Source organism: Rhodoferax sp. GW821-FHT10B06 (assembly GCF_059415605.1).
Genome location: NZ_JBWKNO010000002.1, coordinates 133313 through 159468 on the forward strand (window position 1 = coordinate 133313; position 26156 = coordinate 159468).

Here is a 26156-nt window from a genome sequence, read left to right on the forward strand (position 1 = left end):
CGGAGACCGATCCACTACTTGGAAGTCAGCGTGAATGCCATGCCGTCGGGGGCAAGACATACCTCCGACAAAGCCAAGAGCTGCTCGCGAGGCACGGCTTTGCTGAAAAGAAAGCCTTGTACCAGCTGACAGCCCTCGGCTGCCAAAAAGTCGGCCTGCTCCCGCGTTTCCACACCTTCGGCCACCACCTGCTGGTTCAAGGAGCGGGCGATAGACAAGATGGCCCGCACCAGTTCGGTTCGAAAATCGGTGGTCACAGAATGGATGAATGAACGGTCGATCTTGAGCGTGTCGATGGGAAAGCGGGCCAGATAGGCCAGGGCCGAATAGCCGGTACCAAAGTCGTCAATCGCGATCGTCACCCCCATGCCGCGCAGCGCCTGCAAGGTACTGAGCACGGGGCCATCTTCGTCGAGCAGCAGGCTTTCCGTGATTTCCAGCTCCAACCACTGGGGCTGGCAACCGGTCTCCAACAGAATGCCCGCCACCTGCTCCACCAGACCCGGTGTCTGGATCTGGCGAGCCGATAGGTTGACCGCCACCTTGCGCGGCACGACTGCCTGGGAATTCCACGCAACGGCAGTGCAGCAGGATTCGCGCAACACCCAGGCGCCCAGTTCATTGATCAAACCCGAGTCTTCCGCCACCGGGATGAACAGGCTGGGCGAAACCATGCCCAGGCGAGGATGTGTCCAGCGCAGCAGCGCCTCGCATCCCACGACTGCACACGACTCCAGCAGCACCTTGGGCTGGTAGTGCAGCGCCAACTCACCGCGCTCAAACGCGTGGCGCAGATCGGATTCGAGCGTCAGCCGCTCCTGGGCCCGGGTCGTCAAATCCTTGGAGTAGAACCGGAAGCTGTTGCGCCCGCTGTGTTTGGCAGAGTACATCGCGGAGTCCGCGTATTTGAGCAGCTCTTGCGCCACCGCACTGTCTGACGGATAGACCGAAATGCCCATGCTGCAGGACACAAATATCTCCCGCCCTTCCAACCAAAAGCTTTGGTTGAAGGCGGCCCGCACCTTGCCCGCCACGCGCGTGAGATCTGGCCCCGCATGCATTTTTGGCAGCAGAATGCCGAACTCATCACCGCCCAGCCTGGCGATAGTGTCATAGCTGCGCACACTGGCACGCAGGCGAATGGCCACCTCTTTGAGCAAGGCGTCTCCCGCGGCATGGCCCATGCTGTCATTGATCTGCTTGAAGCGGTCCAAGTCCACCACCATCACCCCGGCCTGGTAGCGGTGGTAGGCTGCATCGTTCAGCATTTGGGCCAGACGGTCGTTAAACAAAACCCGGTTTGGCATGCCCGTCAGCGGGTCGTAAAACGCCATCTGGTGGATCTGGTCCTGGTAGGCCTTCAGCTCGGTAATGTCGCGCCCCACCATCAAGATGCTGGCCACCCGGCCATCGACACCCACCTCGGGCGTCAGGCTCACCAGGCTACAAATGCTACGGTCCTGGGCGTCGGACCAGTGCAGCTCAAACTCAAGCGACTCTTTGCTGTCCACCACGCACACCAGGCGCTGCGTCAAAGCCTGTCCTGCCGATGCGCCCCATAGCGCCGCTGGCGAACACCCCAGCGCACCCGTATTGAGTCGATCCAAGGCCCGGAGCAACACCGGGTTGGCATAACGGCAGCGGCACTGCAGGTCAAAACGGGCAATAACATCTGGCGAATGCTCCACCAGGGTGCGGTATTCGCGCTCACGGTTGGTCAGCTCCTGCTGCAACTCCAGCCGCTGCGTCACATCGCGTGAAACGGTAATGAAGCGTGACCCCGACTCCCCCACACTACGCATGTGTGACACCGACAATTCAAAATAGCGCAACCCCAGCGGAGTCATGACCGGTATGACATGGCCCAAAGAAACGCCAGACTTCTCTGCCTCGATGTAGGCAAGCTCGGCGATGGCAACGCTTTCGGGCGAAAGCACGTCCCCCAATGTTCGCCCCAGCAAGCTCTCCCGGTTTGCCGCCAGGAGCTCGGGGCTGCGCGTCCATACGTTCAGATAACGGCCATTTCGATCTGTTTCAAACAGCAGGTCCGGTATGGCATCAATGACGCCCTGCGTGAAGGCCAGCGCCTTCTGGAGCTCGCTCTCCGTATGCTTGCGATCCGTGATGTCTCTGGAATAGCCAACTGTGCCCACCACCTTGCCATGTTCATACAACGGTGACTTCCAGACCTCCATCCAGCGCCGTTGGCCATGCTCGTCGACGTAGATCTCCTCCACGTAATGGGCCTGCCCCGACGCCATGACGGCTTTGTCATCGGAAACATAGATCTCCGCCAAGTCCTGGGGAAAGAAATCAAACTCAGTACGACCTTCCAGCTCCGCCGTAGAACCCACGCGCGCCACCCTGGCATACGCGGTGTTGGCTGCCAGCAGACGGCTTTGCGTGTCCTTGAGCCAGACAAAAAATGGAAACTCGTCCAGCAGGGTGCGCCAATACTGCTGGCGTTGCAGCAGTGCCGCTTGCAGTTGCTTGGATTCCGACATGTCATGAACGATGGACACGGCAAACAAGTGCTCGTCCACCCGCAAAGTCACACCATGCACCCGCACCGGAATCAGGTTGCCGCTTTGCGTCCTGTGCACGGATTCAATGACGAAGGCCTGTCCCTGCGGCTTGTGCAGTATTTCCAGGCATTGCTCCCATGAAATATTCGGATCGATGTCTGGCGGCCCCATGGTCAGCAAGGTTTCGCGGCCGTATCCAAGGACCCGTACGGCGGCATCGTTGGCATAAACGAAACGCCTTTCCTCACCCACGATGAACACACCATCCTGGGACAAGGCGAGCCCCTTGCCCAATAGCACCCAGGCCAGACCCGCGTCATCGCTAAGCGTACTCAAGTCGCTTTGTGCCAAAACCACCGAGTCTTCGACTCTTGTCATGTGCCCCTTGCTTGCATAGTCTCCACCAAGGAAATAGGAGTGAAACAAAGCGCTACCCGCGAGGGCAGTCCACCTTCGATGGGCTAGGGCTGCCCCAAATGCATTAGCAAGTATCGCACCGCGCGGCATACGTGTATCAAATTGAAAGCAAGCCGTGTGCAGAGAGCTTGCATGGCCTGCACCGCATGGTCTGATTTTGGTAGGGGCTGGCCCAGCAACGCGCTCTCATCACCTTACATGATCCATGTGGGCAAAAATCCAGTCACCAGCCAGGCAAGAAAGGGAAAAAGGGGAGCACCAGGCGTGCCCCCAGCCAGGCGAGGGATTAATCGTCGAATTTGCGATTGCCGTGGCCATGGCCATGGCCGTGACCTGGGCCGCGGTCACCTTGGTCGTTCTGGCGGAAGTCCTGGCGCCGATCGTCACGGCGCTCTTCGTGGCGCTCCGGGCCACGCCCGCCATCGCGGCCACGCTCCCACCATCGGTTGGAATCATTCACCCTGACGAAATACACCGGACGACCGCAGGCGTTGTACTCGGCGCAATGCTTTGCCCAGTGTTTCGAATGCCCCGGCGGAACATACAAATACAAAGGCGGCGGCTGTACCGGCGTACGCTGTATCCAGACCGGCTGGGCATACAGCACCGGTGGTGGTGGCTGGCTACCGAAGCTGATCTGGCCATACACCCCAGGGGCAAAGGCACCGCCCACGGTGGCGTTCAAATACAGCTCCTGCGCCTGTGCCGAACCCGTACCAAGCGCCCCCACAGCCCCCAACAAACCCAGCACCAGACCGGCCTTGCGCAGCTGCTTAGCAGCCAACAACCGGGAAACCATAACAAGCGGATATGCCATAAAAGACTCTCATTCGAAAAAAGGACTAGCGATTAAACGCGACAACACAGCCGCAGGAGGACCGGAGCGACCATCCTCTTGTAACAATAATATTCCATGCTCAAAGGGCCACGCAGGCCCCAGTGCTCAGGGCGCTATCAGCATCTGGTAGATGTCGTCCTTGATCTTCAGCCGCTTTTTCTTCATATCTTCCATGGCTACATCGGAGATGGCACCGCCGTCCTGCTCCAGCTGGGTCACGGCGTGGTTCACCTCGTCATAGGCTTCAAACAAGTGCTGGAAGCGCACACTGCTGAGCTTCAGGCTGCGGATCTTGCCCACCAGTTGGGGGTATTCATGGGCCAGGTCATGGTTGAGAAGTTGCATTTTGTCTCCTGATTGTTGTGGGAATGCACCTTAGAACGTAAACACGTTCTTAGCTACTCTGGAAGCTGCGGGCCCTGAAGGTCAGGACCAGCGTATCCCGGTAGCCGCCCGGTGCCAGGGGCTGTATGGGGGTGGACTCGTGCACCACGCGCGCATCGTCCAAGAACAACAGGCTCCAGGGTTCGGTCAGCGTGAAGCGCTGGCCGTTCGGGCCGTCGGCCTCAAAGACCCGGGTTTCACCGCCCTTGATGCCCGAGCGCCCCACCAGCAGCACGGCCACAAAGTCCACACCGTCACGGTGCGCGCCTTCGGGGGTGGGCCGGCCTATGCCGTCCGTGGTGTCGATGCGGAACTGGTGGGCTTCCACATACCAGGGCGGTGGGCCGCCGGCCTGAGCCCCGCCACGCAAGGCGGTACAGGCGCGGCCCAGGGCCAGCAGCAGCTGCGACCACACGGGCTGGGCCACATCGGCGTCCAGCATGGGCGCAAACCAGCGCTCCATGCCACCGTGCAGGGCGTTGTACTCCACCGGCTGCCAGTGCGCTCGGTGCGGAACCTGCTGCAAGGTATCGGCCTGCAGCACAAAGCAGGAATGGCGCCGGCGGCGGTAGCGGCCGCCGTCCTTCAGGTATTCGTCAGGCGGCAAATCGTTCCAGCTGGGGCACAGCGCCAACAGATCGCCCAGCGTGCAACCCGCCAGCGCAGCCAAGCCCGCCGGGTCCAAGGTGGCATAGGCCTGGCGCTTCACCACATCTACAAACTGCGCCACCGGGGTGAATGGCGCGGATAACTGCGTCGTGCTCATGCTTCTATCTTCACGCCTTTCCAGAAGGCGACGCGGTCCGTGACCTCTTCGGCACCGGACTTGGGGTTGGCGTAGTACCAGGCGGCGTCGGTGTTCATTTCGCCGTTGACCATCAGCGAGTAGTAGCTGGCCTGGCCCTTCCAGGCGCAGGTGGTCTTGTGGTTGCTGAAGCTGACGAACTCGCGGTTCAGCGAACTCAGCGGGAAATAGTGGTTACCTTCAACCACGGCGATGTCGTCGCTTTCGGCGATCACGGCGCCGTTCCAGATGGCTTTCATGGGGATTCCTTGTGGTGGACGGGTCAAGTGGGTCAAACAAGTGAAGCGGCGCACGCCTGGATGGCAGGATAAACCAGTGGTGCCCCCACCTGCAAAGACCGTAAGCCTGAAAATACTATTGAAAATATAGCACTTGACGCAGGCAAAATCTGCGCTGGACGTGTTTTTACTATGAATGCAAGCCAGGTCGTATGATTTCGGTCAAGCGGCGCCGAACTCTGCGCCCAAAGGGCTCCATGGACACGCACTACCTGACATCACTCTTCTCCCCCGACTCGATCGTGGTGTTCGCCAGCCCCGAGTTGCAGGCCCTGCCGAACGCCCTGCGGGCCCAGCGCTTCAACGGCCGGTTGAACTTTCTGGACATTCATACCACCGGCACGCTGGCCGACCTGGCGCAGACCCGTGCCGACCTGGCCGTCATCGCCCTCCCACCCGAGGACATGGCCGCCGCGCTGGAGGTGGCTGGGCGCATCAAATGCCGCTCGGCGGTGGTTGTCTCCAGCGGCGTGCCGGCCAGCCTGGCCGGCGAGCTGCACCGCGTGGCACGCCGCCACGGCATGCATTTGATGGGGCCGAACTGCCTGGGCTTCCAGCGCCCGCAGCTGGGGCTGAACGCCAGCCTAGCGGGTGCACTGGCCGCCCCCGGTCCGCTGGCCCTGGTGTCGCAATCGGGTGCGCTCACGGCCTCGATACTGGACTGGGCGCGGCACAACGCAGTGGGCTTTTCCAGCGTGGTGTCGCTGGGGCCGAATGCGGCGGTGGACATTGCCCAGGTGCTGGACTTTCTGGCCTCCGACCCGCAGACGCACAGCATCGTGGTCTGCATGGAAGGCATTGCCAACGCCCGCAGCTTCATGAGTGCGCTGCGCGCAGCGGCCAACGCCAAGCCGGTAGTGGTACTGAAAGCCGGGCGCAAGTCGGCCGGCAACACGGCGGCGCATACCCATTCGGGCACCATCGTCGGCAGCGACGATGTGTTCGATGCGGCCCTACGCCGCGCGGGTGCGGTGCGCGTGCGCTCATTCGTGCAGCTGTTTTCTGCGGCCAAATGCCTGGCATCGCGCTACCGGGCCGTGGGCAAACGCCTGGCCATCGTCACCAACGGTGGCGGGCCCGGCGTGCTGGCCGCCGACTGGATCACCGAAATTGAGCTGCAGCTGGGCCTGCTCAGCCCCGCCACCCAAGCCGCCCTGGCGCCACTGCTGTCGCCGCAAGCCTCACTGTGCGATCTGGTGGACCTATCGGAAGACGCCCGCCCTGCCCACTACCGTGCGGCGGTAGAAGCAGCCAGCCACGACAGCCAGGTGGACGGCGTGCTGGTTATCCATTCGCCAAAGGCCGGCTGCGACGCTACCGGCGTAGCCCAAGCGCTGGCTGATTTCAAACCCCACCTGTCCAAACCGCTGCTGACCTGCTGGATGGGCGACGCCTCGGTGGGCGAAGCGCGCACCGCACTGAACGCGGCGGCCATCCCCACTTTCCGCACACCGGAGGCGGCGGTGGGTGCGTTTGGCAACATCGCTTCCTTCTACCAAAACCAGCAACTGCTGCAGCAAACACCACCGCCGCTGTCGGCCCTGGCCAAGCCGGATGTAGAAGGTGCGCGCCTGCTGATCGAAGGCGTGCTGGCCGAGCGCCGCAAAGTGCTGACCGAGATGGAGTCCAAGGCCCTGCTGGCGGCCTTCCACATCCCGGTGACGCAGACCGTACTAGCCCGCAGCGCCAACGAGGCGATGATGATCGCCACCCAGCTGGGCTACCCGGTGGCGCTGAAGATCGACTCGCCCGACATCAGCCACAAGTCCGATGTAGACGGCGTGGCACTGAATGTGATGAACGCCGTGGGCGTGCGCGACACCTATAACGACATGGTGCAGCTGGTGGCGCGGCAAATGCCCGATGCGCGCATCCACGGTGTGACGGTGCAGAACATGGCGCGCCACAAGCGTGGCCGTGAGGTCTGCATCGGCCTGGTGACCGACGATCCGTTTGGCCCGGTGATCGCCTTTGGCGCGGGCGGCACCATGATTGAGCTGATCAACGACCGCGCCATGGAGCTACCGCCGTTGAACCAGTTCCTGGCACGCCAGCTGATAGACCGTTCCCGCGTGAGTGAAACCCTGGGCGAATGGCGCGGCGCCAGCGCGGTGGACATGGACGCGCTGGAGCGGGTGCTGATGCGCGTCTCTGAAATGGTCTGCGAGCTGCCCCAGCTGCGTGAGATGGACATCAACCCCATCATCGTGGACGCCTCCGGCGCCGTGGCGGTGGATGCGCGCATCGTGATCGACAGCGCATCCCCCGCCGGCAGCGGGCGCGGCCCCGAATACCAGCACCTGGCCATACTGCCCTACCCGGCCCGCTACGAACAGGTCTGGCCCCTGCGTGGCGGCGGGCAGACCACGCTGCGCCCAATACGCCCTGACGACGGCCAGATGCTGCAGGACATGGTGCGCGGCCTGTCGGCCGAGAGCCGCTACTTCCGCTATGTGTCCATGCTGTCTGAGCTACCGCCCAGCATGCTGTCGCGCTTCGCGCTGATCGACTACGACCGTGAAATGGCCCTGGTGGCCGTGCACAAGCAGCGCAGCCCTGACGCCAGCGGCGAGATGCAGGAAACGGAGCGCATCATCGGCGTGTCGCGCTTCATTACCAACCCCGACAACGCCAGTTGCGAATTTGCGCTGGTAGTCGCCGATGACTTCGGTGGCCGTGGCCTGGGCACGCGCCTGATGCTGAGCATCATGGACGTGGCGCGCGAAAAAGGCCTGAGCGAAATCCACGGCCTGGTCTTGGCCAACAACCCCGGCATGCTCAAGCTGATGCGCAGCCTGGGTTACACCATCCAGCCCTTTGCCGAGGACCCCGACTTCCGGCTGGTGACGCACACTTTGTGAGGTTCTAAAACCGGTGGCGGATACCCAGCCCCACGCTGTTGCCCACAGCCTGGTTACTCGCCTTGTCGTACAGGTAGGTAGCGTAGACGTCGGTTCGCAAGCTCAGAAAATGGTCATAACCCAGCGCTGCGGTATTGCGGGTGAACGACGCAACCGTCGGATTGTCGGTACTGGTGTGGGCCCACGAAACCTGCACCGCGCCCGCGGCAGTCACGGGAATGGACGTGCCGACCTGGTAGGTGTGCGTCTTAATGTCTGTCACCGCGTTGTCGGTCGTCTGTGCCGACCCGTATAACTTGGCCGGACCGAAGTCATAGCTCAAGCCCGCCTGGTAGGCCCGTTGGCCCGTCGATGGCGCTACCGCTGCAGTACGCACGTTTTGCGCCGACAGCACAGCAACGAGTGGCCCGTTGGCGTAGTTCAGGCTCAGGCCCGCATTGTTGACAGCCGTATTGGTAGCAACCTCACCCAGGCTATAGATCGCGGTTCCGCTAACCCCGCCTATTTTGGGCGACACGTACTGCACCGCGTTGTCCCAAACCGTGTCGCCAATCAGAGTACCGCCGAACGTAGCCACGTAGGACTGCAGCACCAGCGGTGAAAACACCACTGACGACTGGAACGGATTCACAGCCTGCATCGCCACGTAGTACGGCGAGGTTTGTCGCCCCAGCGTGACAGCGCCAAAGTCGCCTTGTAGCCCTACCCAGGCGTTGCGGGAGAACGCTGTGGGGTCCTTGGCCGAACGGCCCGCGCCGCCGGTATCCGACTGAAAAAAGTTCTCCAGCTGGAACACGCTTGCCAGTCCACCACCCAGATCCTCCTTGCCACGCAAGCCAAAGTAAGAGGTGGTCAACCCGCCAGAACCGACCACGGTGTTGCGCACCGTGGTGTCGCTGCGTTTGATGCTGGCAACATAAGTGCCCACCAGCCCGTAGAGCTGCACGCTGCTCTGGGCAGTAGCCTGTGTGGCAAATGCCAAGGCACTCAGGGTGGCCATGGCGCCGGCGGCCCATTGCATGGATTTTGTGTGAAGGAGGGACATGCGTATTCTCAATAATGTGAAGGTGGGTGTCGTCCAAAAGGGCGACGCAAGCAATCTGCTTTGGGCTATTCCCGGTTCAGTACCCGGTGCATTTGTTCTTGGTCCAGCCCGTTCTCCCATTTGGAGACGGCGATGGTTGCCACGGCATTTCCTATGAGGTTGGTTGGCACCAGGCCTTCAGCAAGTAATCGATGCACGCCCAGGATCAATGCAACGCTGGTCACGGGAATGCTGCCCACGGTCGACAGCGTGGCCGCCAGTACCACGAACGCAGCCCCAGCGACGCCAGCCGCACCTTTCGACGTCAGCAGCAACACGCCAAGCAGCAGAAGTTGCTGGTAAATGTCCAGCGGCGTATTGGTGGCCTGCGCGAGGAACACCGCCACCGAGGCCAAATAGAGACAAGTCCCATCCAGGTTGAACGAGTAGCCTGTAGGAATCACTAGGCCGACGACACTGCCCTTGCAACCCAGGTTTTCCATCTTGACCAACATGCGCGGCAGCACGGCTTCGGAGGACGTCGTTGCAAGACAGATCAGCAGTTCATCGCGCAGATACCGCAGCAGCTTGAAGATGCTGAAACCCAGGAATTTACACAACGGTGCCAGGACCAGGAACACAAACACCAGGCAGGTGAAATAAAAGCAGATCAGCAGATTGCCCAGAGATGCGAGCGCGCCCGCACCATAACGACCGACGGTAAAGGCAATGGCGCCGAATGCCCCGATAGGCGCCAGGTACATCACGATGGCGACGGCGCGAAACAGCATCTCCGAGCCGATGTCCAGCAGCTGGATCACCGGCTTGGCGCGCGGCCCGATGGCGACCAGCGTGCTGCCCAGGATCACCGAAATCAGCAGCACCTGCAGCACGTTGCCTTCGGCAAATGAGCCCACCAGTGTCGAAGGAATGATGTCCATCAAAAAGCTCACCGTGCCATGCGACTTGGTCTGGTCAACGTAAACCTTCACCGACCCCGCATCCAGTGCCGAGGTGTTGACGTTCATGCCCACGCCGGGCTGCCACACATTCACGATCACCAGCGCAAGAACCAAGGCCACGGTGGTCATCACCTCAAAGTAGATCAGGGCCTTGATGGCGACCTTGCCCACCTTCGACATATCGCCCATCTTGGCTATGCCGAGCACAACGGTGCAGAACACGATGGGCGCGATCAGCATGCGTATAAGTTTGATGAAACCATCACCCAGGGGTTGCATCAGCTTGCCAGCATCGGGGTAAAAATGCCCTAGGACGACGCCCAAGGCCATCGCCACCAGCACCTGCACCCATAACTGCCGGTACCACGCGCGCCGCGGCTTTGGCTGCGATGCATCCGCAGCCATGTTGTCTGCATTCATTTTTGTCTCCTAGATTGCGCTCGCTAAAGCGAGACTCGTATGGGTATCTGCGAAATGGCCTGTCGGCACACCGATCAAGGTGGCTTGGACAGGTTGGCAGTGATTTATCGACTCCGACGCCGATTCTGGGGGCACGAGACCCTACAAGCAAGTTCTAGCAAACGCTAGCAGCTATGCATCCACAGCATGGCTTATGAGAAGATCCGGGCATGAACCTGAATCAACTGGAGACCTTTGTACGCGTTGCCGAACACGGCAGCTTCAGCAAGGCAGCTATGGTGCTCGGTGCTGCGCAGCCGGCCCTGAGCCGGCAGGTGCGTGCGCTGGAGGTTGAAATGCGCGAACCCCTGCTGCTGCGCCATGGCCGGGGCGTGGAGCTCACCGAGGCCGGTCGCCGATTGCTGGACCATTGCTACAACATCCTCCATCTGGTCGAGCAAGCCAAGGAAAACGCGGTCACGCAGCGCGACGAGCCCACCGGCAGCATCGTGATCGCCATGCCGCCCACGCTGGCGCGCCTGCATACGCTGCCCTTAATCGAGGCCTTCCGCGACGAGCTGCCCAAGGCCCACCTGGCGATCATCGAAGGCTTCTCGACGCACATCACAGAATGGCTGGTTTCTGGGCGCTGCGACCTCGGCCTGGTGCACAGCCCGGAGCCCTTGCCCGCGCTCGACATCCAGCCTCTGCGAGAAGAACGGCTGTGCCTGGTGAGTCCAGCAAAGCAGGCGCCCACTGGACCGGTGACCTTGCGAGACCTGTCGAAGTACTCGCTGATCATGCCCGAGCGAGGGCAAACCTATCGCAAGCTGATGGAGTCTGCTGCGGCGATGGCGGGCGTGCCCTTGCATGTCGAGTGGGAGGTTTCCAGCGTGTCGGTGATCCTCGACCTCGTAAGTGCCGGCATAGGGCACGCTACCCTGAGTGAAGACGCCATTCGCGTATTTGCGCATCCCAAACGGCTGGTCGTGTCGCCGTTCGAACGCCCCGAGATCAAGACCACGCTCTGCCTTGTCACGCCTGCGCAGCGACGGGAAACGCCGCTGAGGCGCCGCACGGCTGCGCTGGTTACGCGGCTGATCCGCGGTCGTTGATGCTTTGCTATTGAATTAATAGCTTCTCACGCAGGTAAATTCTGCGCCAGCGGCCTTTTTTACCCCAACTGCTTCCAGCCAATCACACCTGGGCGGCTGGCATAGCGCACCAGGGCGTCCAGCGCCTCCACCTGCACACGGGCGGCACGGCCGCGGTAGACCTCGGCGGCCAGCCATTCGCCTTCGGCCTGCAGCGCAGCTTCGTCGGCCAGGCGGGTGTGCCAGACCTTTTGGGTGGCGTCCCAACGGTAGCCGCGCTCTTTCAGCGCGTCCTTGGCGTCGAACGGAGCACCGGTAGCCTGCAGGCGGTAACGCGTGGCTTTGGACGCCTCAAGCAGCCGGGCCAGGCCGCTACCACCCGAGTTGGGCAGCATGGCCTGCAGCACGGCCAGCAGCGCGTGGCAATCCATCTCGGCACGGTGGGCGTCATAAAACCAGCCCAACTCCAGCGCCAGGGCGGACAGTTTGGCGGATTCACGGCCCTCGGCCTTCCAGTCGATATCGGCAAACGAGCAGGCCCAGGCCTTGGCGGCAAAGGCCGGCAAGCGGGCTTCGACAAAGGGCCGGTCGAAAGCCGCGTTATGCGCCACCACCAGGTCCACGCCATCCAGCAGCTCAGCGACGCGGGCCTCATCCAGGTGCTGGCCCTGCACCATGCTGTCGTCTATGCCGGTAACTTTGCGGGCGATCTCGGGGATGGGCATGCCCGGGTCTTCCAGGCCGTCATACACCTGCACCGTGCCGCAGGGCAAGCCGGTGGCGATGTCCACGTCCACCCGCAGCAGAGCCAGTTCGATGATCTTGTCGCGGCTGTGTTCCAGGCCGGTGGTTTCAGTGTCCAACACCAGCAGACGCAGCACGCCGGATGCGGGTGGCGCGGCAAACTGCAGCTGCGGTACCAGCCGGCGCAGCACGCGGTAGTCGGGGTGTTGCTCCAGCTGCGCAGCCATGGCTTCCATGCTTTGTTCGACGGCCGGTTGCGCGGCAGCTGCCACCTGCTGTACAGCGACGGGCTTGGGCGCCGGGGTGGCGCGAACCGGGGCAGGCTTTTCGGTTGGCAGCGCGGGAACTGCAAAGACATCGTCCGCAAAGCCCAGGCTGAGCTGCTGCGAAGCGTCCACCACGGCCTTGCGGGCGCGTGGTGTGCGGGTCAGAGGACCCGAGGAATTGGAGGGCATCGGCAAGAGGAATGACAGAGGGGCGCCGAGTGTACGCTGCCCCAACCCGCCCCCCCATCGGCGACCCACTGGCTCAGGTACGGCCAGCCAGCACGATGGCGTCGCGCGACAGCCCGTCGATCTTGCCGGTGATGCCGGTCAGCACGTTCGCCACCACCGCAAACTCGCGGCCAAAATTGCCGGCGCGTGCGGCAATCACCAGCGCGTTGAAGCTGACCACCTTGGCCTCGCGTGCCACGCTCTGGATGTCGCTCACGATGCCGGTCAGCTCGCGCTTCATGCTGTCGGACTTGGATTTGCTGATGTCGTCAAACACCGTGGTGGCTTTGTTCAGGGCGTCCAGCACCACATCGGTCTGCTCCACCAACTGGGCCACCGACGCGGCCTGACGGTCGTCGCGCTGGGCTATCTGTGCCAAAGCGGTGCGCACCAAGCTGGTGAATTCCTGGATGGTGGTGGCCACGCCATGGTCACCGTGGTAGACCGCGTCCAACTTGCGGGCATTGGCAACATCCAGCGTCTTGGAAAATTCCAGCAGCTGGGCCTGGCTTTCAGCAAACAGCGCCAGAGTGCGCTCGGCCGCCTGGCGTTTGTCCTTGTCCCCCTGTGAAGCCAATACGGTTTGCAGAATCATGCGCTGCGACAGCATACGTTGGCGCGCCGCCAGATTGACGGTGGAAATACCGGCGGCGCTGGCGGCCGGGACGACCGCGGAGCGGGGGCTTGTATGCATCAGGTCTCCAGAAATTGACTAGGGGAAAGTCCCCACTGTCAATGCAGCAAACCCTGTGCCACGCCCCTGCTCGGCAGCATCAAAACTCCTCGGTATCCACGTCGGACTGGTTGCCCGAGTTGTAGCGTGCCGCCGTCACAGTGCGCTGGTTGATGAGTGCGTCCAAGCGGGCAATCAGGTCGGGCGAAAGACGCACATCGGCCGCGTCCAGATCTTCGTCCAGATGGTCCACACGGGTGGTGCCTGGGATGGGGATGATGTGCTCGCCCTGGTGCAGCAACCAGGCCAGGGCCAACTGGGCCTGGGTGCAGCCGGCTTCGCGGGCAATGGCTGCGTAGCCGCTGAGCAGGCGCAGATTGGCGGCGTAGTTCTCGGGCGCAAAACGGGGCATGCCGCGGCGTATGTCCTTGGCGTCCAGCGTGTTTACGTCTTGCAGCGTGCCAGTCAAAAAGCCTCGCGCCACCGGACTGAAAGCCACAAAGGCCGTGCCCAGCTCCTTGCAGGCCTGCAGTACCGCGATCTCGGGGTTGCGCGTCCACAGCGAGTACTCGGTTTGCAGCGCGGTGATGGGGTGCACGACGTGGGCTTTGCGCAGCGTGCTGGCCGATACTTCAGACAAACCGATGGTCTGGATCTTGCCCTCGCGCACCAGGTCGGACAGCGCGCCCACGCTGTCTTCAATCGGCACGATTTTGTCCCAGCGGTGCAGGTAATACAGGTCGATGACCTCGGTGCGCAGGCGCTTCAGGGCCTCTTCACAGGTGCGCTTGAGGGTAGCCGGGCGGCCGTCGATCACGCGCTTGCCGTCCACGCCGGTCATGCCGCATTTGCTGGCCAGGGTGAACTTGTTACGGTGCTTCGACAGAGCACGCCCCACCAGTTCTTCATTGCTGCCAAAGCCGTACAGCGCGGCCGTGTCAAACAGGGTCACGCCGCGGTCCAGCGCGTGCAGCAAGACGGATTCGCCCTGCTCTGCCGTGACCGGCGCGCCATAGGCGTGGCTCACGTTCATGCAACCCAGGCCGATGGCGGAAACTTGGAAGGGGCCGAGCGCGCGGTTTTGCATAGCTTTCAACTCTCCATAAAAAATGCTGCTAGCGCAGATATTACCTGCGCTAGCAGCTATACATTCAGTAGCAATGTATCAATATGTCAATGTGCCGATCCGGTCAAGATGACCTCAGGCGTGGTCACCGGGCCGGAGCCACTGAAGCGCTCCAGGGCCAGATAGATCACCGGCGTAATGAATAGCGTAATGGCCTGGGAGAACACCAGCCCACCGACCACGGCCAGGCCCAGCGGCTGGCGCAGCTCGGCGCCCGCGCCTATGCCCAGGGCAATCGGCAAGGCGCCCATCAGCGCAGCCAGCGTGGTCATCATGATGGGGCGGAAACGCAAGATGCAGGCCTCGCGGATGGCCTCGGCCGGCGTCATGCCACGGTGGCGCTGCGCCTCCAGCGCGAAGTCGATCATCATGATGGCGTTCTTCTTCACGATACCAATCAGCAGCACGATACCGATGGTGGCAATCAGCGTCAGGTCCTGGCCGAACAGCATCAGCGTGGCCAGCGCACCCACAGCGGCGGACGGCAGGCCGGCCAGAATCGTCAATGGGTGGATATAGCTCTCGTACAGTACGCCCAGCAGCACATAGATGACCAGCAAGGCCGCCACCACCAGAATCGCCTGGCTGCCCTGCGAGCTTTGGAACACCGCCGCATCACCGCCATAGCTGGTGATGATGCTGGACGGCATGCCAATGGCCGTGCTGGCCGCGTCGATCTTGGCAGTCGCATCGCCCAGGGCCGCACCGGGCGCCAGGTTGAATGACACAGTTACCGCCTGCAGCTGGCCCGCATGGTTGATGGCAGTGGGACCTACGGTGCGCTCCACCGTGGTGAAGCTGGACATGGGCACCAAGGTCCCGTTGGACGAGCGGACGTAAATACCGTTCAATGCACGTTCATCCAGCTTGGCCTCAGGGGCCACTTCCATGATCACCTGGTAACTGTCGGTGGGCAGGTAGATCGTGGACACCTGGCGCTCGCCGAAGGCGCTGAACAAGGCGGTGCGTATGGTGTCAATCGACACGCCCAGGGTGTTCGCGTTGTCACGGTTGATCTTCAACTGGGCTTGCAGGCCGCGCAGCTGCGAGTCGCTGGTCACGTCACGGAAGATGGGGTCGGCACGCAGCTGCTCTTGCAGCTTGTTAGCCCAGGTGTTCAATTCATCAGCCTTGATGCTTTGCAGGATGTACTGGTACTGGGCCTTGCTCTGGCGACCACCCAGCTGCAGGTTCTGCACTGGCCGCATGAAGACGTTGATGCCGGCCACCGCACGCAGCTTCTTGCGCAGGCCTTCGACCACCTTTTTCATGGGCAGGCGTTCGCCTTGCGCCTTGAGGTTGATGAACATGCGCCCGGAGTTCTGTGCGTTGTTGCCGCCGGTGAAGGAGCTGACCGTGGCCACGTTCTCGTCCGCCCGGAAGATCGCCGCCGCACGCTCCTGCAGCTTGACCATTTCAGGGAAGGACACGTCTTCTGCAGCTTCGGTGGTGACCTGGATCTGGCCTATGTCTTCCTCGGGGAAGAACCCTTTGGGAATGATGTAGGCCAACCAGAACGTGGCGACAAACGTACCCGCCGCCACCAGCAGCACCAACTTGCGGTGGCGCAGAGCCAGGTCCAACGTCTTGGTGTAGCCGGCCAGCACCACGTTGAAGCCAGTCTCAAAGGAATGCACCAGGCGGCCTGGCGGCTTCTTGTGCGACTCGTCGCTGAGGAAGCGGCTGGCCAGCATGGGCACTAGGGTCAGCGACACGAAGGCCGACACCACAATGGACAAGCCCACCACCACGGCGAATTCGTGGAACAGCAACCCAATCACGCCGGGCATGAAGAAGATGGGAATGAACACCGCGATCAAGGAGGTGGACATGGAAACGATGGTGAAGCCCACCTCGCGCGCCGCGCGCAACGAGGCCTGGAACGGGTCTTCGCCGTTTTCGACGTGGCGGATGATGTCCTCCAGCACCACGATGGCGTCGTCCACCACCAGGCCCACGGCCAGCGTCAGGCCCAGCAGCGAAATGTTGTCCAGGCTGTAATTCAAGCCCCACAACAAGGCCACGGCCCCCACCAGGGACACGGGCAAGGACAAGGCCGGTATCAAGGTGGCGATGAAGCGCCGCAGGAACAGGAAGATCACCAGCACCACCAGCGCAATCGTGCCCATCAGGGTCAGCGACACATCGTGCAAGGCCTCGCGCACGGACTTGGAGCGGTCATTCACCGGCGTCATGCTGACCGACTGCGGCATCTGGCTTTGCAGTCTGGGCAGCGCGGCGCGGATGGAGTCCACCACCTTCACCGTGTTGGCGCCCGGCTGGCGCTGGATGGCCAGGGTGATGGAGTTCTCGCCATCCAGCGTAGCCCAGCTCTTCAGCGTTTCCAGGCTGTCTTCCACGCTGGCCACGTCTTTCAGGCGCACCGGATTACCGCCCCGGGTGCTGACGATCAAGTCTGAGAAGTCGGCCGCGTTGCGCAGTTGCCGATTCGCCTGCAGCACCAGGGTTTGGCGCGGCCCTTCCAGGGTGCCCACCGGCGTGTTCACGTTGGCGGACTTCAGGGCACTGCTCAGCTCGTCCAGGCCAATATTGCGCACCGCCAGGGCTTGCGGATTCACGCGCACACGCACGGCGTAGCGCTTGGCGCCAAAGATATTCACCTGGGCCACGCCGTCGATGGTGGACAGCGTGGGTGAAATCAGATGCTCGGCAAAGTCCTGCAGGTCGGCCGGTGCCAGCGATGGCGAGGTCATGGCCACCAGCAGCACCGGCGCGTCCGCCGGGTTCACCTTGCGGTAGGACGGCGGGTTCGTCATGTCGGTAGGCAAGGAGCGCTGCGCACGCAACAGGGCCGCCTGCACGTCCACCGAGGCGGCGTCGATGTTGCGGCCTTCGTCAAACTCCAAAGTCAGCGAGGTGCTGCCGAGAATGCTGGTGGAGCTGATGGTCTTCAGACCGGGCACGGTTTGAAACTGCTTCTCCAGAATCAGCGCCACCGAGCTGGCCATGGTCTCGGGGTTGGCCCCCGGCAAGGTGGCCGACACGTTGATCACCGGCGTGTCGTAACTGGGCAGGGCCGCCACCGGAATCTTCTGGAAACCAATGACGCCGGCCATGACCACCGCTGCATTGAGCAGCACCGTCATCACCGGACGGCGGATAAAGACTTCAGAAAAGCTCATGGTGCGGCAGGCCGAGGTGTGTTGGCGGAATCGGCGCTGGCGCTCTTGGCAACCGAGCTGGCGGCGTCACTTGCAGCGGGACTGGAGGCAGCGGGTTTGGCGTCATGGGCACGCTCGACCACGCGGGAACCGGGGCGCACGTTCTGCTTGCCGTCCACCACGATGGCATCACCGGCATTCACGCCTGTGACAGCGGCGTCCGTGCCCTGGGCATATACCAACTGGATGGGTTTGGACACCGCCTTGCCCTCCTCCACCGTGTAGACGATGTTGCCGCGCGCGCTCTGGATGATGGCAGCCTGGGGCACAACCACCGCACCCTTCAGGGTGTTGAAGGTTTGCGATACCTCTACAAAAGCACCGGGCCACAGCTTGCCTTCTTTGTTGGTGAACTCTGCCTTGGCCTTGACCGAGCCCGAGCTGGCATCCACCGCGTTGTCCACAAACTGCAGGCGGCCCGTAAATGAGCCGCCGCCATCGCCCAGGGTTGCAGTCACGGGTGCGCCACCTCCCTTCAATGCCGCAAGAGCGTTGGGAAGATTGCGCTGCGGCAGGCTGAAGCCCACCGAGATCGGGTCCAGCTGGGTAATCGTCACCAGGGTGGTGACATTGGCCTGCACCACGCTGCCGGTAGACACCGGCACCTGGCCTGCGCGGCCAGTATTGGGCGCGGCTATGCGGTCAAACGACAGCGCGACCTTGGCCGCGTCTATCGCCGCCTGGTCTGCGGCCACGGTGGCGGCCAGGGCATCGACCTGGGCCTGGGCGGTATCCAGAGCGCCCTGGGAAATAAAGCTCTGGCGGAACAACTCCTGGCTGCGTGCATACTGCCGTTTGGCATCGGCCAAGGAGGCGTTGTCCTTGGCCAATTGGGCGCGGGCCTTGGCCAGGTTGGCTTCGTCGGTACGCGAATCCAGCGTGAACATCAACTCTCCGGCATTAACGAACTGCCCTTCCTGGATGTGCACCTTGGCCACCACACTGGTCACCTGGGCCTTGACGTCCACACTGGTAATGGGCGTGACCGTACCCGTGGCCTTCAGCACCACCGGGAAGTCCTTAGATTGCGCCTTGACCGTGGTGATGGTGACCGGAGGCGTGGCCGACGAGGCCCCGGCAGAAGGTGCAGCGGCGGCACTGGCGCCACCTGCAGGGGCCGCCACATCGGCCTTACCGGAGCAGCCCGCCAGGACCAGCACCAGCGCGCCGCAAACAGTATTCAAAAGAATGGGAACAGTCTTCATGGGGTTTCTAGGTCGGGTCGAAAAGTGCGCCAAAGAATGGCCAATCCTGCTTGCAGGTCGCGTAGCTCTTTGCCGGTGCAAGCCGTCAAAGCACGTTCTAAATCAGCCTGCGCATCCTGCTGGATATGTGCAAGCTGTGCCAGCCCGGCATGGGTGGGCTGAAGTTGGGTACGCCGCCGGTCGTCGCTGGCGGTTTGGGGGGAAACCAGGCCGCTCTGCACCAGGCGGTCCGTCATGGCCGAAGCCGTGGGCATGGTCACACCCAGAAAAGCCGCGACCTCGCCAATCGAACAGTCCGGTTTGCGTGCAATGAAGTTCAGGCAACGAAACTGCGGCACCGACAAATGTGCACCCGCACCCAACCTCATCGCCTGGCGGATGGAGTCCATCACGGCGGGCACAACCTCCAACACCATGGCGGCATGTTTTTGTACGGACGATGAAGTGGGCAAAGCAAATAATTGGTTAGCTAAACTAAGTGAAATCATATGCTGCCCCGTCAGGCCGGATGCCAGCACAGGGCCTGTTGCATATCGTCACAAGGTAAAGAATTGCAAAATTCTTGGCGGATTATCCGAATTCGCTGTGCATTTGCCATGACAACAACCCGGAGTTCTATGCTGACCTTGCACCACCTGAACAACTCCCGTTCGCAGCGCGTGCTGTGGCTACTGGAAGAACTGGGCCTGGACTACCAAATCCAGCGCTACCAACGCGACGCCACAACCATGTTGGCGCCGGCCAGCCTGCGCGCAGTGCACCCCCTGGGTAAATCGCCGGTGCTAACCGATGGCGCCACGGTGCTGGCCGAATCGGGCGCGATTGTGGAGACCGTGATCGAACAGCATGGCCAGGGCCGGCTCGCCCCGGCTGTCGGCACGCCGGATCGTCTACGCTACCGCTACTGGCTGCATTACGCCGAAGGTTCGGCCATGCCGCCCCTGCTGCTCAAGCTCATCTTCGACAAGATCGAGAACACCAAGATGCCATTCTTCGTGAAGCCCATTGCCAAGGCCATCAGCGGGAACGTAAAAAAGAGCTTCATCCTGCCGCAACTCAAAACCCATCTGGACTTCATGGAAGCGGAGCTGGGCAAAAGCCTGTGGTTCGCAGGCGCCGAGTTCAGCGGGGCCGACATCCAGATGAGCTTCCCCATCGAGGCCGCGCAAGCCCGCGGAGGCCTGGACAGCAGCCGCCCGAATCTGATGGCCTACCTGGCCCGCATACACGAACGGCCCGCCTACCAGCGTGCGCTGGAAAAAGGCGGGCCGTTCACACTGGGCTGAATCCAGCGATTTATAAGGAATAGGCCACCAGCGCAGATAAAACCTGCGCAGGCAGCTACTATTTCAATAGCAAATCAAGCGACTGCGTTGAGTTGTTGCTCCAGCTTGTGCAGCACCTGGTAGCACGGCAGCACCTTGGCCACGCTGCTATTGGGCTCGCGGCCTTCGCGGATGGCGGCGAAGAACTCGCGGTCTTGCAGCTCGATACCGTTCATGGATACGGCCACCTGGCTCACGTCGATCTTTTCATCTTTGCCGGTGAACAGGTCGTCGTAGCGGGCGATATAGGTCGCGCTGTCGCCGATGTAGCGGAAGAAAGTACCCAGCGGGCCATCGTTGTTGAAGCTTAGCGACAGCGTGCAGATCGCGCCATTGGCGGCCTTCAGCTGGATGGACATGTCCATCGCAATACCCAGCACCGGGTGGATCGGGCCCTGGATCGCATTGGCCTGCACGATGGGGCTGCCACACTGGTAGGCGAACAGGTCCACTGTGTGGGCCGCGTGGTGCCACAGCAGGTGGTCGGTCCAGCTCCGTGCCTGGCCCAGCGCATTGGTGTTGGTACGACGGAAGAAATAGGTCTGCACATCCATTTGCTGGATGTTGAACTTGCCGGCCGCAATTTGCTGGTTAACGTACTGGTGGCTGGGGTTGAAGCGGCGGGTGTGGCCCACCATGGCCACCAGGCCGGTCTTCTTTTGCAGAGCCACGACTTCTTCGGCACCCGCCAGGCTGTCGGCCAGAGGGATTTCCACCTGCACATGTTTGCCCGCTTGCAGACACTGGATGGTCTGGGCGGCATGCATTTGCGTGGGCGTGCACAGAATCACGGCATCCAGCTCGGGCAAGGCCAGGCTTTCGGCCAGGTCGTCGGTCACGTGGCCAATGCCGTACTTGGTGGCGACTTCGCGGGTTTTGTCCATATCGCGGCCAATAACCGAAATGGCCTCCACGCCGTCGATCAGCTTGATTGCATCCAGATGCTTGGTGCCAAAAGCGCCAGCGCCCGCCAGGGCGACTTTAATAGTCTTAGCCATTTAGTTGTTCTCCAAAATAAGATGTCCCACCGCCGTATTCGACGCTGGCACATGAAAGAATCGGTGCTTCAAAGTGGGCGCTGCACCACCGGCCACATCAGCCATGGCGCCGCGGGCAATCAGCCACATCACCAGCTCGATACCTTCGGAGCCGGCTTCGCGCACATAGTCGATGTGCGGCACGCTGGCCAAGCCATCGGGGTCGGCGATCAGGCGGTCCAGGAAGGCGTTGTCCCACTCCTTGTTGATCAGGCCGGCGCGCGCACCCTGCAATTGGTGGCTCATGCCGCCCGTGCCCCAGATCTGCACCTTCAACGGTTTGTCGAACGATTCGATCGCCTTGCGAATGGCCTTACCCAACTCGAAGCAGCGGCGGCCCGATGGCACCGGGTACTGCACCACGTTGACAGCGAACGGAATCACCGGGCAAGGCCAGCGGTAATCGGATGCGGGGGGCTGGCCGCACATCAGGCTCAGCGGCACGGTCAAACCGTGGTCCACGTCCATCTTGTTGACGATGGTCAGGTCAAAGTCCTGCTGGATCACTGACTGCGCAATGTGAGCGGCCAGCTCGGGGTGGCCGATAACCTTGGGCACGGGGCGCGGGCCCCAGCCTTCGTCGGCGGGCTGGTATTCGGCGGCGGTGCCGATGGCAAAGGTCGGAATCATGTCCAGGCTGAAGGCCGTGGCGTGGTCGTTGTAGACCAGAAAGATCACGTCGGGCGTGTTGTCCTTCATCCACTGCTTGGAGTATTCATAGCCCTTGAACAGGGGCTGCCAATAAGGCTCGGTCGTTTTCCCCAAGTCGATGGCCGCGCCGATGGCGGGGACATGCGAGGTGTAAACGCTGGCGGTAATTTTGGCCATATCAGTTGTTTCCTTTTTTGCCCGCAGAACCTTGCGGTTGGCGATGCGCCTGGGCGTCGCCGTCTTCACCGACCACGCGGTTGCCCTGCACGGAGCGGCCACCGCCGACCATCATGTTGCGGTATTCCTCTTCGGTCATGCCGGTCATGCTGCCCGCCATCTGCTGGAAGCTCTTGCCGTCAGTCGCGCCAATCTTGGCCAGGAAGTAAATGTTGCCGCCCAGGGAAATGCAGCGGTTAAGGTCGCGGGCCAGTACGGCCTGCTTCTGGTCCTCGGTCATGGCCCAGGCGTCCAGATAGGCGCGCTCATCGGCCTTGAACTTTTCGCGGTTCTCTGCCTTCATCAAGGACATGCAGAACTGATTCAGGTGGTAGCCCTTACGGCTTTGCTCGGCATCAAAAATGGTAGTGCCGGGCACGTCCAGATAGGGTTTGTCTAACGACATATTTAGCTCCAGTACAGGCGGTTGGGGTTGTCCACCAGCAGCTTGCGTTGCAACTCAGCGGTGGGCGCAATCTGTGGGATGTAGTCCACCAGCAAGCCGTCGTCGGGCATGTGGTCCTTCAGGTTCGGGTGGGGCCAATCGGTGCCCCACAACACGCGGTCAGGGAAGGTTTCCACCAGGTGCTTGGCGAACGGCACGACGTCCTGGTAAGCATGCTGCTCGCCGTTCAGGGCCTTGGGGCCGCTGACGCTCAGGCGTTCGGGGCAGCTGACCTTGCTCCAGATATTGCTGTGCTCGCGCATCATCTTCACGAACAGGGCGAACTCGGGGCCGTCCACCGGCTTGGTAACGTCTGGGCGGCCCATGTGGTCCACTACCACCGTGGTGGGCAGGCTGGTAAAGAAATCGTAGTACTCGGGCAAATCGACAGCCTCGAAATAGATCACCACATGCCAACCCAGCGGCGCGATGCGGGCGGCAATTTCACGCAGCACCTCGCGCGGCGTGGAGTCGGCCAGGCGCTTGACGAAGTTGAAGCGGGTACCGCGCACGCCAGCGGCATGCATCTCTTGCAACTCGGCGTCCGTCACCAGTTCATTGACCGTGGCCACGCCCATGGCCTTGCCATTGGACGCCTTGAGCGCATCCACCAAGGCGCGGTTGTCGCTGCCGTGGCAGGTGGCCTGCACGATCACGTTCTTGTCAAAGCCCAGGTGGTCACGCAGGGCAAACAGCTGCTCCTTGGACGCATCGCAGGGCGTGTACTTGCGTTCTGGCGCGTAGGGGAACTTGTCACCTGGGCCGAACACGTGGCAGTGCGCGTCCACCGCGCCAGCCGGCAACTGAAAGCGGGGTTTGCTGGGGCCGGTGTACCAGTCCAGCCAGCCTGGGGTTTTGGTGAATTCCATATACGTCCTCTTTTTTTGCTATGCAATCAATAGCTACTTGCGCAGGTATTACCTGCGCCACAGGTCTATTTGATGCTTTATTTAGTCGATGTAGCGCAGGCCGGCTTTTTCCAAGGGCTCACGCATCTTGTACATGTCCAGGCCCAGCACGCCGGCTGCCAGCTTGGCGCGCTTTTCGCCTTCAAAACTCTCGCGCTTCTCGGCGGCGTCGGCCACCTGGGCTGCGATGGCAGCGGGCACCACCACCACGCCGTCCACATCGGCAATCACCACGTCACCGGGGTTGACGATGGCGCCAGCACAGACGATCTGCACGTTCACCGAACCCAGCGTGGCCTTGATCGTGCCCTTGGAGTTGATGGCTTTGCTGAATACCGGGAAGCCCATTTTTTCCAGGTCCGCCACGTCGCGCACGCCGCCGTCGATGATCAGGCCCTTGGCGCCGCGCGCCTGGAAGCTGGTCGCCAGTAGGTCGCCAAAGAAGCCGTCTTCGTTGTCGGTGGTGCAGGCGGCCACGGCCACGTCACCGGGCTGCAGCTGCTCGGCCGCCACATGCATCATCCAGTTGTCGCCGGGCTGCAGCAGGATGGTGACGGCGGTGCCGCAGATCTTGGCGCCGTTGTAGATGGGGCGCATATAAGGCTTCATCAGGCCAACGCGGCCCATGGCCTCGTGGATGGTGGCCACGCCCAGCTTGGACAGGCGCTCCACGGCGGCCTTGTCCGCGCGCACGATGTTGCGCTTGACGATGCCCAGGTTGTTCATATCGGTCATATTGGCTCCTTATGCGTTTTTAGCTTTGAGGGCGGCATCCAGGCGCGGGAACACGCGGCGCGCATTGCCTTCGTAGATCTGAAAGCGGTCTTCGCTGCTCAGTATCTTGCTGGCTTCGATGTAGCGCTTGGTGTCGTCGTAGTAGTGGCCGGTTTGCGGGTCGATGCCGCGCACCGCACCAATCATTTCCGAGGCGAACAGCACGTTCTTCACCGGGATCACGGTGTTCAGCAGGTCGATGCCCGGCTGGTGGTAGACGCAGGTGTCAAAGAAGATGTTGTTCAGCAAATGCTCTTCCAGCAGCGGCTTCTTCAGCTCTTGCGCCAGGCCACGGAAACGGCCCCAGTGGTAAGGCACGGCGCCGCCACCGTGCGGAATCAGGAAGCGCAGCGTGGGGAAGTCCTTGAACAGGTCGCTGGTCAGACACTGCATGAAGGCCGTGGTGTCGGCGTTCAGGTAATGCGCGCCGGTGGTGTGGAAGCAGGCATTGCAGCTGGTGGACACGTGGATCATCGCGGGGATGTCGTACTCCACCATCTTTTCATAGATGGGGTACCAGTGCTTGTCGCTCAGCGGGGGCGAATTCCAGTGACCGCCGCTGGGGTCCGGGTTCAGGTTGATGCCGACGTTGCCGTATTCCTTGACGCATTTTTCCAGCTCAGGGATGCAAGTCGCAGGGTCCACGCCCGGGCTTTGCGGCAGCATGGCAGCGGGGATGAAGTTGTCGGGAAACAGCTGGCTGACGCGGTAGCAGAGTTCGTTGCAGATGGCGGCCCAGGTGCTGGACACATTGAAGTCGCCAATATGGTGGGCCATGAAGCTGGCGCGCGGGCTGAAGATGGTCAGGTCGCTGCCGCGCTCGCGCATCAGGCGCAGCTGGTTGGCTTCGATGGTCTCGATCAGTTCGTCGTCGCTGATCTTCAAATCGGACACCTTAGGCATCATGGTCGGGTCTTTGATGCCGGCAATTTGCTGATTACGCCAGTTTTCCAGCGCCTTGGGCGCGGTGGTGTAGTGACCGTGGCAATCGATGATCATGGGTGTCTCCTGCTTGCTATAAATGAAAAGAAGAAATTAGGCGGGTTCCATACCTTGGCGGCGCTTGGCCTCGTCGGCCTGGGGCGAACACATGAAAGCCAGCAGATCGCGCACTGCCTGCGCCTGGGCCGAGCCGGTGCACACGCCAGCCGAAAACGTGGTGGTGATCTGGATCGCGGGCGGCAGCGGGCCGACCACGGTGATGCCGTCCAGATTGATTAGCTCGCTCAATTGTTGAAAGCCCAGCTCCACATCGCCACGCGCCACCAGCGCGCCCACAGGTACGCCAGGTGGCGCCTGGACAATGCGGTCGGCAATGGCTGCGGCAATGCCCCAGCGCTCGAATAATTTGACCAGGGCCACACCGCTGGGGCCGGTGGAATAGCTGATGCTGCCCGCCGCCAGCACGGCGCTGCGCACTGCGTCTTCGCTGGAAATATCAGGCAGGGCCGCACCAGCCCGCACGGCTACCGCCACGCCGGAGTGCACCAGATTCACCTTGCTTTGCGCGTCGATGTGGCCGGCGGCAATCAGCTTGTCGATGGCGTCAGACGCCAGAAAAACCGCGTCAAACGCCTCGCCGGCCTGTACCCGCTTGGCGGCGTCCACACCGCCCACGGACTCAATCGCCATGCCTTCATCCGACTGCTGGGCATACAAGGCCAACAAATCCGCCAGCAATTGGCGGGTGGCCATGGAGGAGATGCCACGCAGCGCCGGCGCGGAGGAGCCGATGGGGGCGATGGGCTTGATCTGGCTTTGCATGCCGGGCATTCTGTACCCGTACCAG

Annotated in this window: 23 protein-coding genes; 3 read left to right on the forward strand and 20 right to left on the reverse strand. The window is 62.0% G+C overall.

Annotation, left to right across the window (positions count from 1 at the left end):
• Window positions 1–14: 14 nt before the first annotated feature.
• The 5 genes from AC07O2_RS03415 to AC07O2_RS03435 all read right to left on the reverse strand — a co-directional run bounded on the left by AC07O2_RS03415 (window position 15) and on the right by AC07O2_RS03435 (window position 5208).
• Window positions 15–2903 carry a sensor domain-containing protein gene (locus AC07O2_RS03415; protein ID WP_495074345.1) on the reverse strand — a complete coding sequence of 963 codons (2889 nt, stop codon included), beginning with the start codon at window positions 2901–2903 and terminating at the stop codon, window positions 15–17.
• A 325-nt stretch (window positions 2904–3228) separates the two neighbouring features.
• Entirely contained in the window at window positions 3229–3759 is a 531-nt protein-coding gene (locus AC07O2_RS03420; protein WP_495074346.1) for a hypothetical protein, read from the reverse strand.
• A gap of 126 nt (window positions 3760–3885) precedes the next feature.
• Entirely contained in the window at window positions 3886–4125 is a 240-nt protein-coding gene (locus tag AC07O2_RS03425) for an HP1242/YdcH family protein (protein WP_495074347.1), read from the reverse strand.
• A 49-nt stretch (window positions 4126–4174) separates the two neighbouring features.
• Complete coding sequence (locus AC07O2_RS03430; protein ID WP_495074348.1) at window positions 4175–4930, reverse strand: 2OG-Fe dioxygenase family protein; 756 nt, start codon at window positions 4928–4930, stop codon at window positions 4175–4177.
• Window positions 4927–5208: a DUF427 domain-containing protein gene (locus AC07O2_RS03435; protein ID WP_490592915.1), complete on the reverse strand. Its 282-nt coding sequence runs from the start codon at window positions 5206–5208 to the stop codon at window positions 4927–4929. The genes AC07O2_RS03430 and AC07O2_RS03435 overlap by 4 nt, the downstream gene beginning before the upstream one ends.
• A 236-nt stretch (window positions 5209–5444) precedes the next feature.
• On the opposite strand from AC07O2_RS03435, the gene AC07O2_RS03440 reads away from it, so the two are divergent.
• Window positions 5445–8108 (forward strand): bifunctional acetate--CoA ligase family protein/GNAT family N-acetyltransferase, encoded by a 2664-nt coding sequence (locus AC07O2_RS03440; RefSeq protein WP_495074349.1) that lies wholly within the window; start codon window positions 5445–5447, stop codon window positions 8106–8108.
• A 4-nt stretch (window positions 8109–8112) separates the two neighbouring features.
• On the opposite strand, the gene AC07O2_RS03445 is transcribed toward AC07O2_RS03440, so the two are convergent.
• Together AC07O2_RS03445 and dctA are read right to left on the reverse strand one after the other, a co-directional pair.
• The gene (locus AC07O2_RS03445; RefSeq protein WP_495074350.1) at window positions 8113–9153 is read right to left on the reverse strand and encodes a porin; all 1041 of its coding nucleotides are present in this window, start codon (window positions 9151–9153) and stop codon (window positions 8113–8115) included.
• A 65-nt stretch (window positions 9154–9218) separates the two neighbouring features.
• A complete protein-coding gene (gene dctA, locus AC07O2_RS03450; protein ID WP_495074351.1) occupies window positions 9219–10514 on the reverse strand; it encodes a C4-dicarboxylate transporter DctA in 1296 nt (431 codons plus the stop codon).
• 209 nt (window positions 10515–10723) lie between these two features.
• On the opposite strand from dctA, the gene AC07O2_RS03455 reads away from it, so the two are divergent.
• Window positions 10724–11608, forward strand: a complete 885-nt coding sequence (locus tag AC07O2_RS03455; RefSeq protein ID WP_495074352.1) for a LysR family transcriptional regulator — start codon at window positions 10724–10726, stop codon at window positions 11606–11608.
• A gap of 59 nt (window positions 11609–11667) precedes the next feature.
• On the opposite strand, the gene AC07O2_RS03460 is transcribed toward AC07O2_RS03455, so the two are convergent.
• The 6 genes from AC07O2_RS03460 to AC07O2_RS03485 all read right to left on the reverse strand — a co-directional run bounded on the left by AC07O2_RS03460 (window position 11668) and on the right by AC07O2_RS03485 (window position 19463).
• On the reverse strand, window positions 11668–12786 hold the full coding sequence (locus AC07O2_RS03460; RefSeq protein WP_495074353.1) for a 3'-5' exonuclease: 1119 nt from the start codon (window positions 12784–12786) through the stop codon (window positions 11668–11670).
• A 73-nt stretch (window positions 12787–12859) separates the two neighbouring features.
• Window positions 12860–13519, reverse strand: a complete 660-nt coding sequence (locus AC07O2_RS03465; protein ID WP_495074354.1) for a methyl-accepting chemotaxis protein — start codon at window positions 13517–13519, stop codon at window positions 12860–12862.
• Window positions 13520–13598: 79 nt separating this feature from the next.
• Entirely contained in the window at window positions 13599–14585 is a 987-nt protein-coding gene (locus AC07O2_RS03470; RefSeq protein ID WP_495074355.1) for an aldo/keto reductase, read from the reverse strand.
• Window positions 14586–14671: 86 nt separating this feature from the next.
• On the reverse strand, window positions 14672–17767 hold the full coding sequence (locus AC07O2_RS03475; RefSeq protein ID WP_495074356.1) for an efflux RND transporter permease subunit: 3096 nt from the start codon (window positions 17765–17767) through the stop codon (window positions 14672–14674).
• Entirely contained in the window at window positions 17764–19011 is a 1248-nt protein-coding gene (locus tag AC07O2_RS03480) for an efflux RND transporter periplasmic adaptor subunit (protein ID WP_495074357.1), read from the reverse strand. Before AC07O2_RS03480 ends, AC07O2_RS03475 begins: the two co-directional genes overlap by 4 nt.
• Window positions 19008–19463: a MarR family winged helix-turn-helix transcriptional regulator gene (locus AC07O2_RS03485; RefSeq protein ID WP_495074358.1), complete on the reverse strand. Its 456-nt coding sequence runs from the start codon at window positions 19461–19463 to the stop codon at window positions 19008–19010. Before AC07O2_RS03485 ends, AC07O2_RS03480 begins: the two co-directional genes overlap by 4 nt.
• Before the next feature lie 165 nt (window positions 19464–19628).
• On the opposite strand from AC07O2_RS03485, the gene AC07O2_RS03490 reads away from it, so the two are divergent.
• Window positions 19629–20297, forward strand: a complete 669-nt coding sequence (locus tag AC07O2_RS03490; RefSeq protein ID WP_495074359.1) for a glutathione S-transferase — start codon at window positions 19629–19631, stop codon at window positions 20295–20297.
• A gap of 74 nt (window positions 20298–20371) precedes the next feature.
• On the opposite strand, the gene AC07O2_RS03495 is transcribed toward AC07O2_RS03490, so the two are convergent.
• The 7 genes from AC07O2_RS03495 to AC07O2_RS03525 all read right to left on the reverse strand — a co-directional run bounded on the left by AC07O2_RS03495 (window position 20372) and on the right by AC07O2_RS03525 (window position 26062).
• Window positions 20372–21334, reverse strand: coding sequence for a Gfo/Idh/MocA family oxidoreductase (locus tag AC07O2_RS03495; protein ID WP_495074360.1), 963 nt, complete (start codon window positions 21332–21334; stop codon window positions 20372–20374).
• Window positions 21335–22201 (reverse strand): class III extradiol dioxygenase subunit beta, encoded by an 867-nt coding sequence (locus AC07O2_RS03500; RefSeq protein WP_495074361.1) that lies wholly within the window; start codon window positions 22199–22201, stop codon window positions 21335–21337. It lies immediately after the preceding gene.
• 1 nt (window position 22202) lies between these two features.
• A complete protein-coding gene (gene ligA / locus AC07O2_RS03505) occupies window positions 22203–22646 on the reverse strand; it encodes a protocatechuate 4,5-dioxygenase subunit alpha (RefSeq protein ID WP_495074362.1) in 444 nt (147 codons plus the stop codon).
• 2 nt (window positions 22647–22648) lie between these two features.
• On the reverse strand, window positions 22649–23554 hold the full coding sequence (locus AC07O2_RS03510) for an amidohydrolase family protein (RefSeq protein ID WP_490592927.1): 906 nt from the start codon (window positions 23552–23554) through the stop codon (window positions 22649–22651).
• 81 nt (window positions 23555–23635) lie between these two features.
• Complete coding sequence (gene ligK, locus AC07O2_RS03515) at window positions 23636–24319, reverse strand: 4-carboxy-4-hydroxy-2-oxoadipate aldolase/oxaloacetate decarboxylase (protein ID WP_495074713.1); 684 nt, start codon at window positions 24317–24319, stop codon at window positions 23636–23638.
• Window positions 24320–24337: 18 nt separating this feature from the next.
• Window positions 24338–25366, reverse strand: coding sequence for an amidohydrolase family protein (locus AC07O2_RS03520; RefSeq protein ID WP_495074363.1), 1029 nt, complete (start codon window positions 25364–25366; stop codon window positions 24338–24340).
• A gap of 36 nt (window positions 25367–25402) precedes the next feature.
• Window positions 25403–26062, reverse strand: a complete 660-nt coding sequence (locus AC07O2_RS03525) for a substrate-binding domain-containing protein (RefSeq protein WP_495074714.1) — start codon at window positions 26060–26062, stop codon at window positions 25403–25405.
• Window positions 26063–26156: the final 94 nt, after the last annotated feature.

Bases quoted from the DNA above. Each gene is read 5' to 3' on its own strand.
- AC07O2_RS03415 (WP_495074345.1), bottom strand. From the start codon at position 2,903: ATGACAAGAGTCGAAGACTCGGTGGTTTTGGCACAAAGCGACTTGAGT.
- AC07O2_RS03420 (WP_495074346.1), bottom strand. From the start codon at position 3,759: ATGGCATATCCGCTTGTTATGGTTTCCCGGTTGTTGGCTGCTAAGCAG.
- AC07O2_RS03425 (WP_495074347.1), bottom strand. From the start codon at position 4,125: ATGCAACTTCTCAACCATGACCTGGCCCATGAATACCCCCAACTGGTG.
- AC07O2_RS03430 (WP_495074348.1), bottom strand. From the start codon at position 4,930: ATGAGCACGACGCAGTTATCCGCGCCATTCACCCCGGTGGCGCAGTTT.
- AC07O2_RS03435 (WP_490592915.1), bottom strand. From the start codon at position 5,208: ATGAAAGCCATCTGGAACGGCGCCGTGATCGCCGAAAGCGACGACATC.
- AC07O2_RS03440 (WP_495074349.1), top strand. From the start codon at position 5,445: ATGGACACGCACTACCTGACATCACTCTTCTCCCCCGACTCGATCGTG.
- AC07O2_RS03445 (WP_495074350.1), bottom strand. From the start codon at position 9,153: ATGTCCCTCCTTCACACAAAATCCATGCAATGGGCCGCCGGCGCCATG.
- dctA (WP_495074351.1), bottom strand. From the start codon at position 10,514: ATGAATGCAGACAACATGGCTGCGGATGCATCGCAGCCAAAGCCGCGG.
- AC07O2_RS03455 (WP_495074352.1), top strand. From the start codon at position 10,724: ATGAACCTGAATCAACTGGAGACCTTTGTACGCGTTGCCGAACACGGC.
- AC07O2_RS03460 (WP_495074353.1), bottom strand. From the start codon at position 12,786: ATGCCCTCCAATTCCTCGGGTCCTCTGACCCGCACACCACGCGCCCGC.
- AC07O2_RS03465 (WP_495074354.1), bottom strand. From the start codon at position 13,519: ATGCATACAAGCCCCCGCTCCGCGGTCGTCCCGGCCGCCAGCGCCGCC.
- AC07O2_RS03470 (WP_495074355.1), bottom strand. From the start codon at position 14,585: ATGCAAAACCGCGCGCTCGGCCCCTTCCAAGTTTCCGCCATCGGCCTG.
- AC07O2_RS03475 (WP_495074356.1), bottom strand. From the start codon at position 17,767: ATGAGCTTTTCTGAAGTCTTTATCCGCCGTCCGGTGATGACGGTGCTG.
- AC07O2_RS03480 (WP_495074357.1), bottom strand. From the start codon at position 19,011: ATGAAGACTGTTCCCATTCTTTTGAATACTGTTTGCGGCGCGCTGGTG.
- AC07O2_RS03490 (WP_495074359.1), top strand. From the start codon at position 19,629: ATGCTGACCTTGCACCACCTGAACAACTCCCGTTCGCAGCGCGTGCTG.
- AC07O2_RS03495 (WP_495074360.1), bottom strand. From the start codon at position 21,334: ATGGCTAAGACTATTAAAGTCGCCCTGGCGGGCGCTGGCGCTTTTGGC.
- AC07O2_RS03500 (WP_495074361.1), bottom strand. From the start codon at position 22,201: ATGGCCAAAATTACCGCCAGCGTTTACACCTCGCATGTCCCCGCCATC.
- ligA (WP_495074362.1), bottom strand. From the start codon at position 22,646: ATGTCGTTAGACAAACCCTATCTGGACGTGCCCGGCACTACCATTTTT.
- AC07O2_RS03510 (WP_490592927.1), bottom strand. From the start codon at position 23,554: ATGGAATTCACCAAAACCCCAGGCTGGCTGGACTGGTACACCGGCCCC.
- ligK (WP_495074713.1), bottom strand. From the start codon at position 24,319: ATGAACAACCTGGGCATCGTCAAGCGCAACATCGTGCGCGCGGACAAG.
- AC07O2_RS03520 (WP_495074363.1), bottom strand. From the start codon at position 25,366: ATGATCATCGATTGCCACGGTCACTACACCACCGCGCCCAAGGCGCTG.
- AC07O2_RS03525 (WP_495074714.1), bottom strand. From the start codon at position 26,062: ATGGCCACCCGCCAATTGCTGGCGGATTTGTTGGCCTTGTATGCCCAG.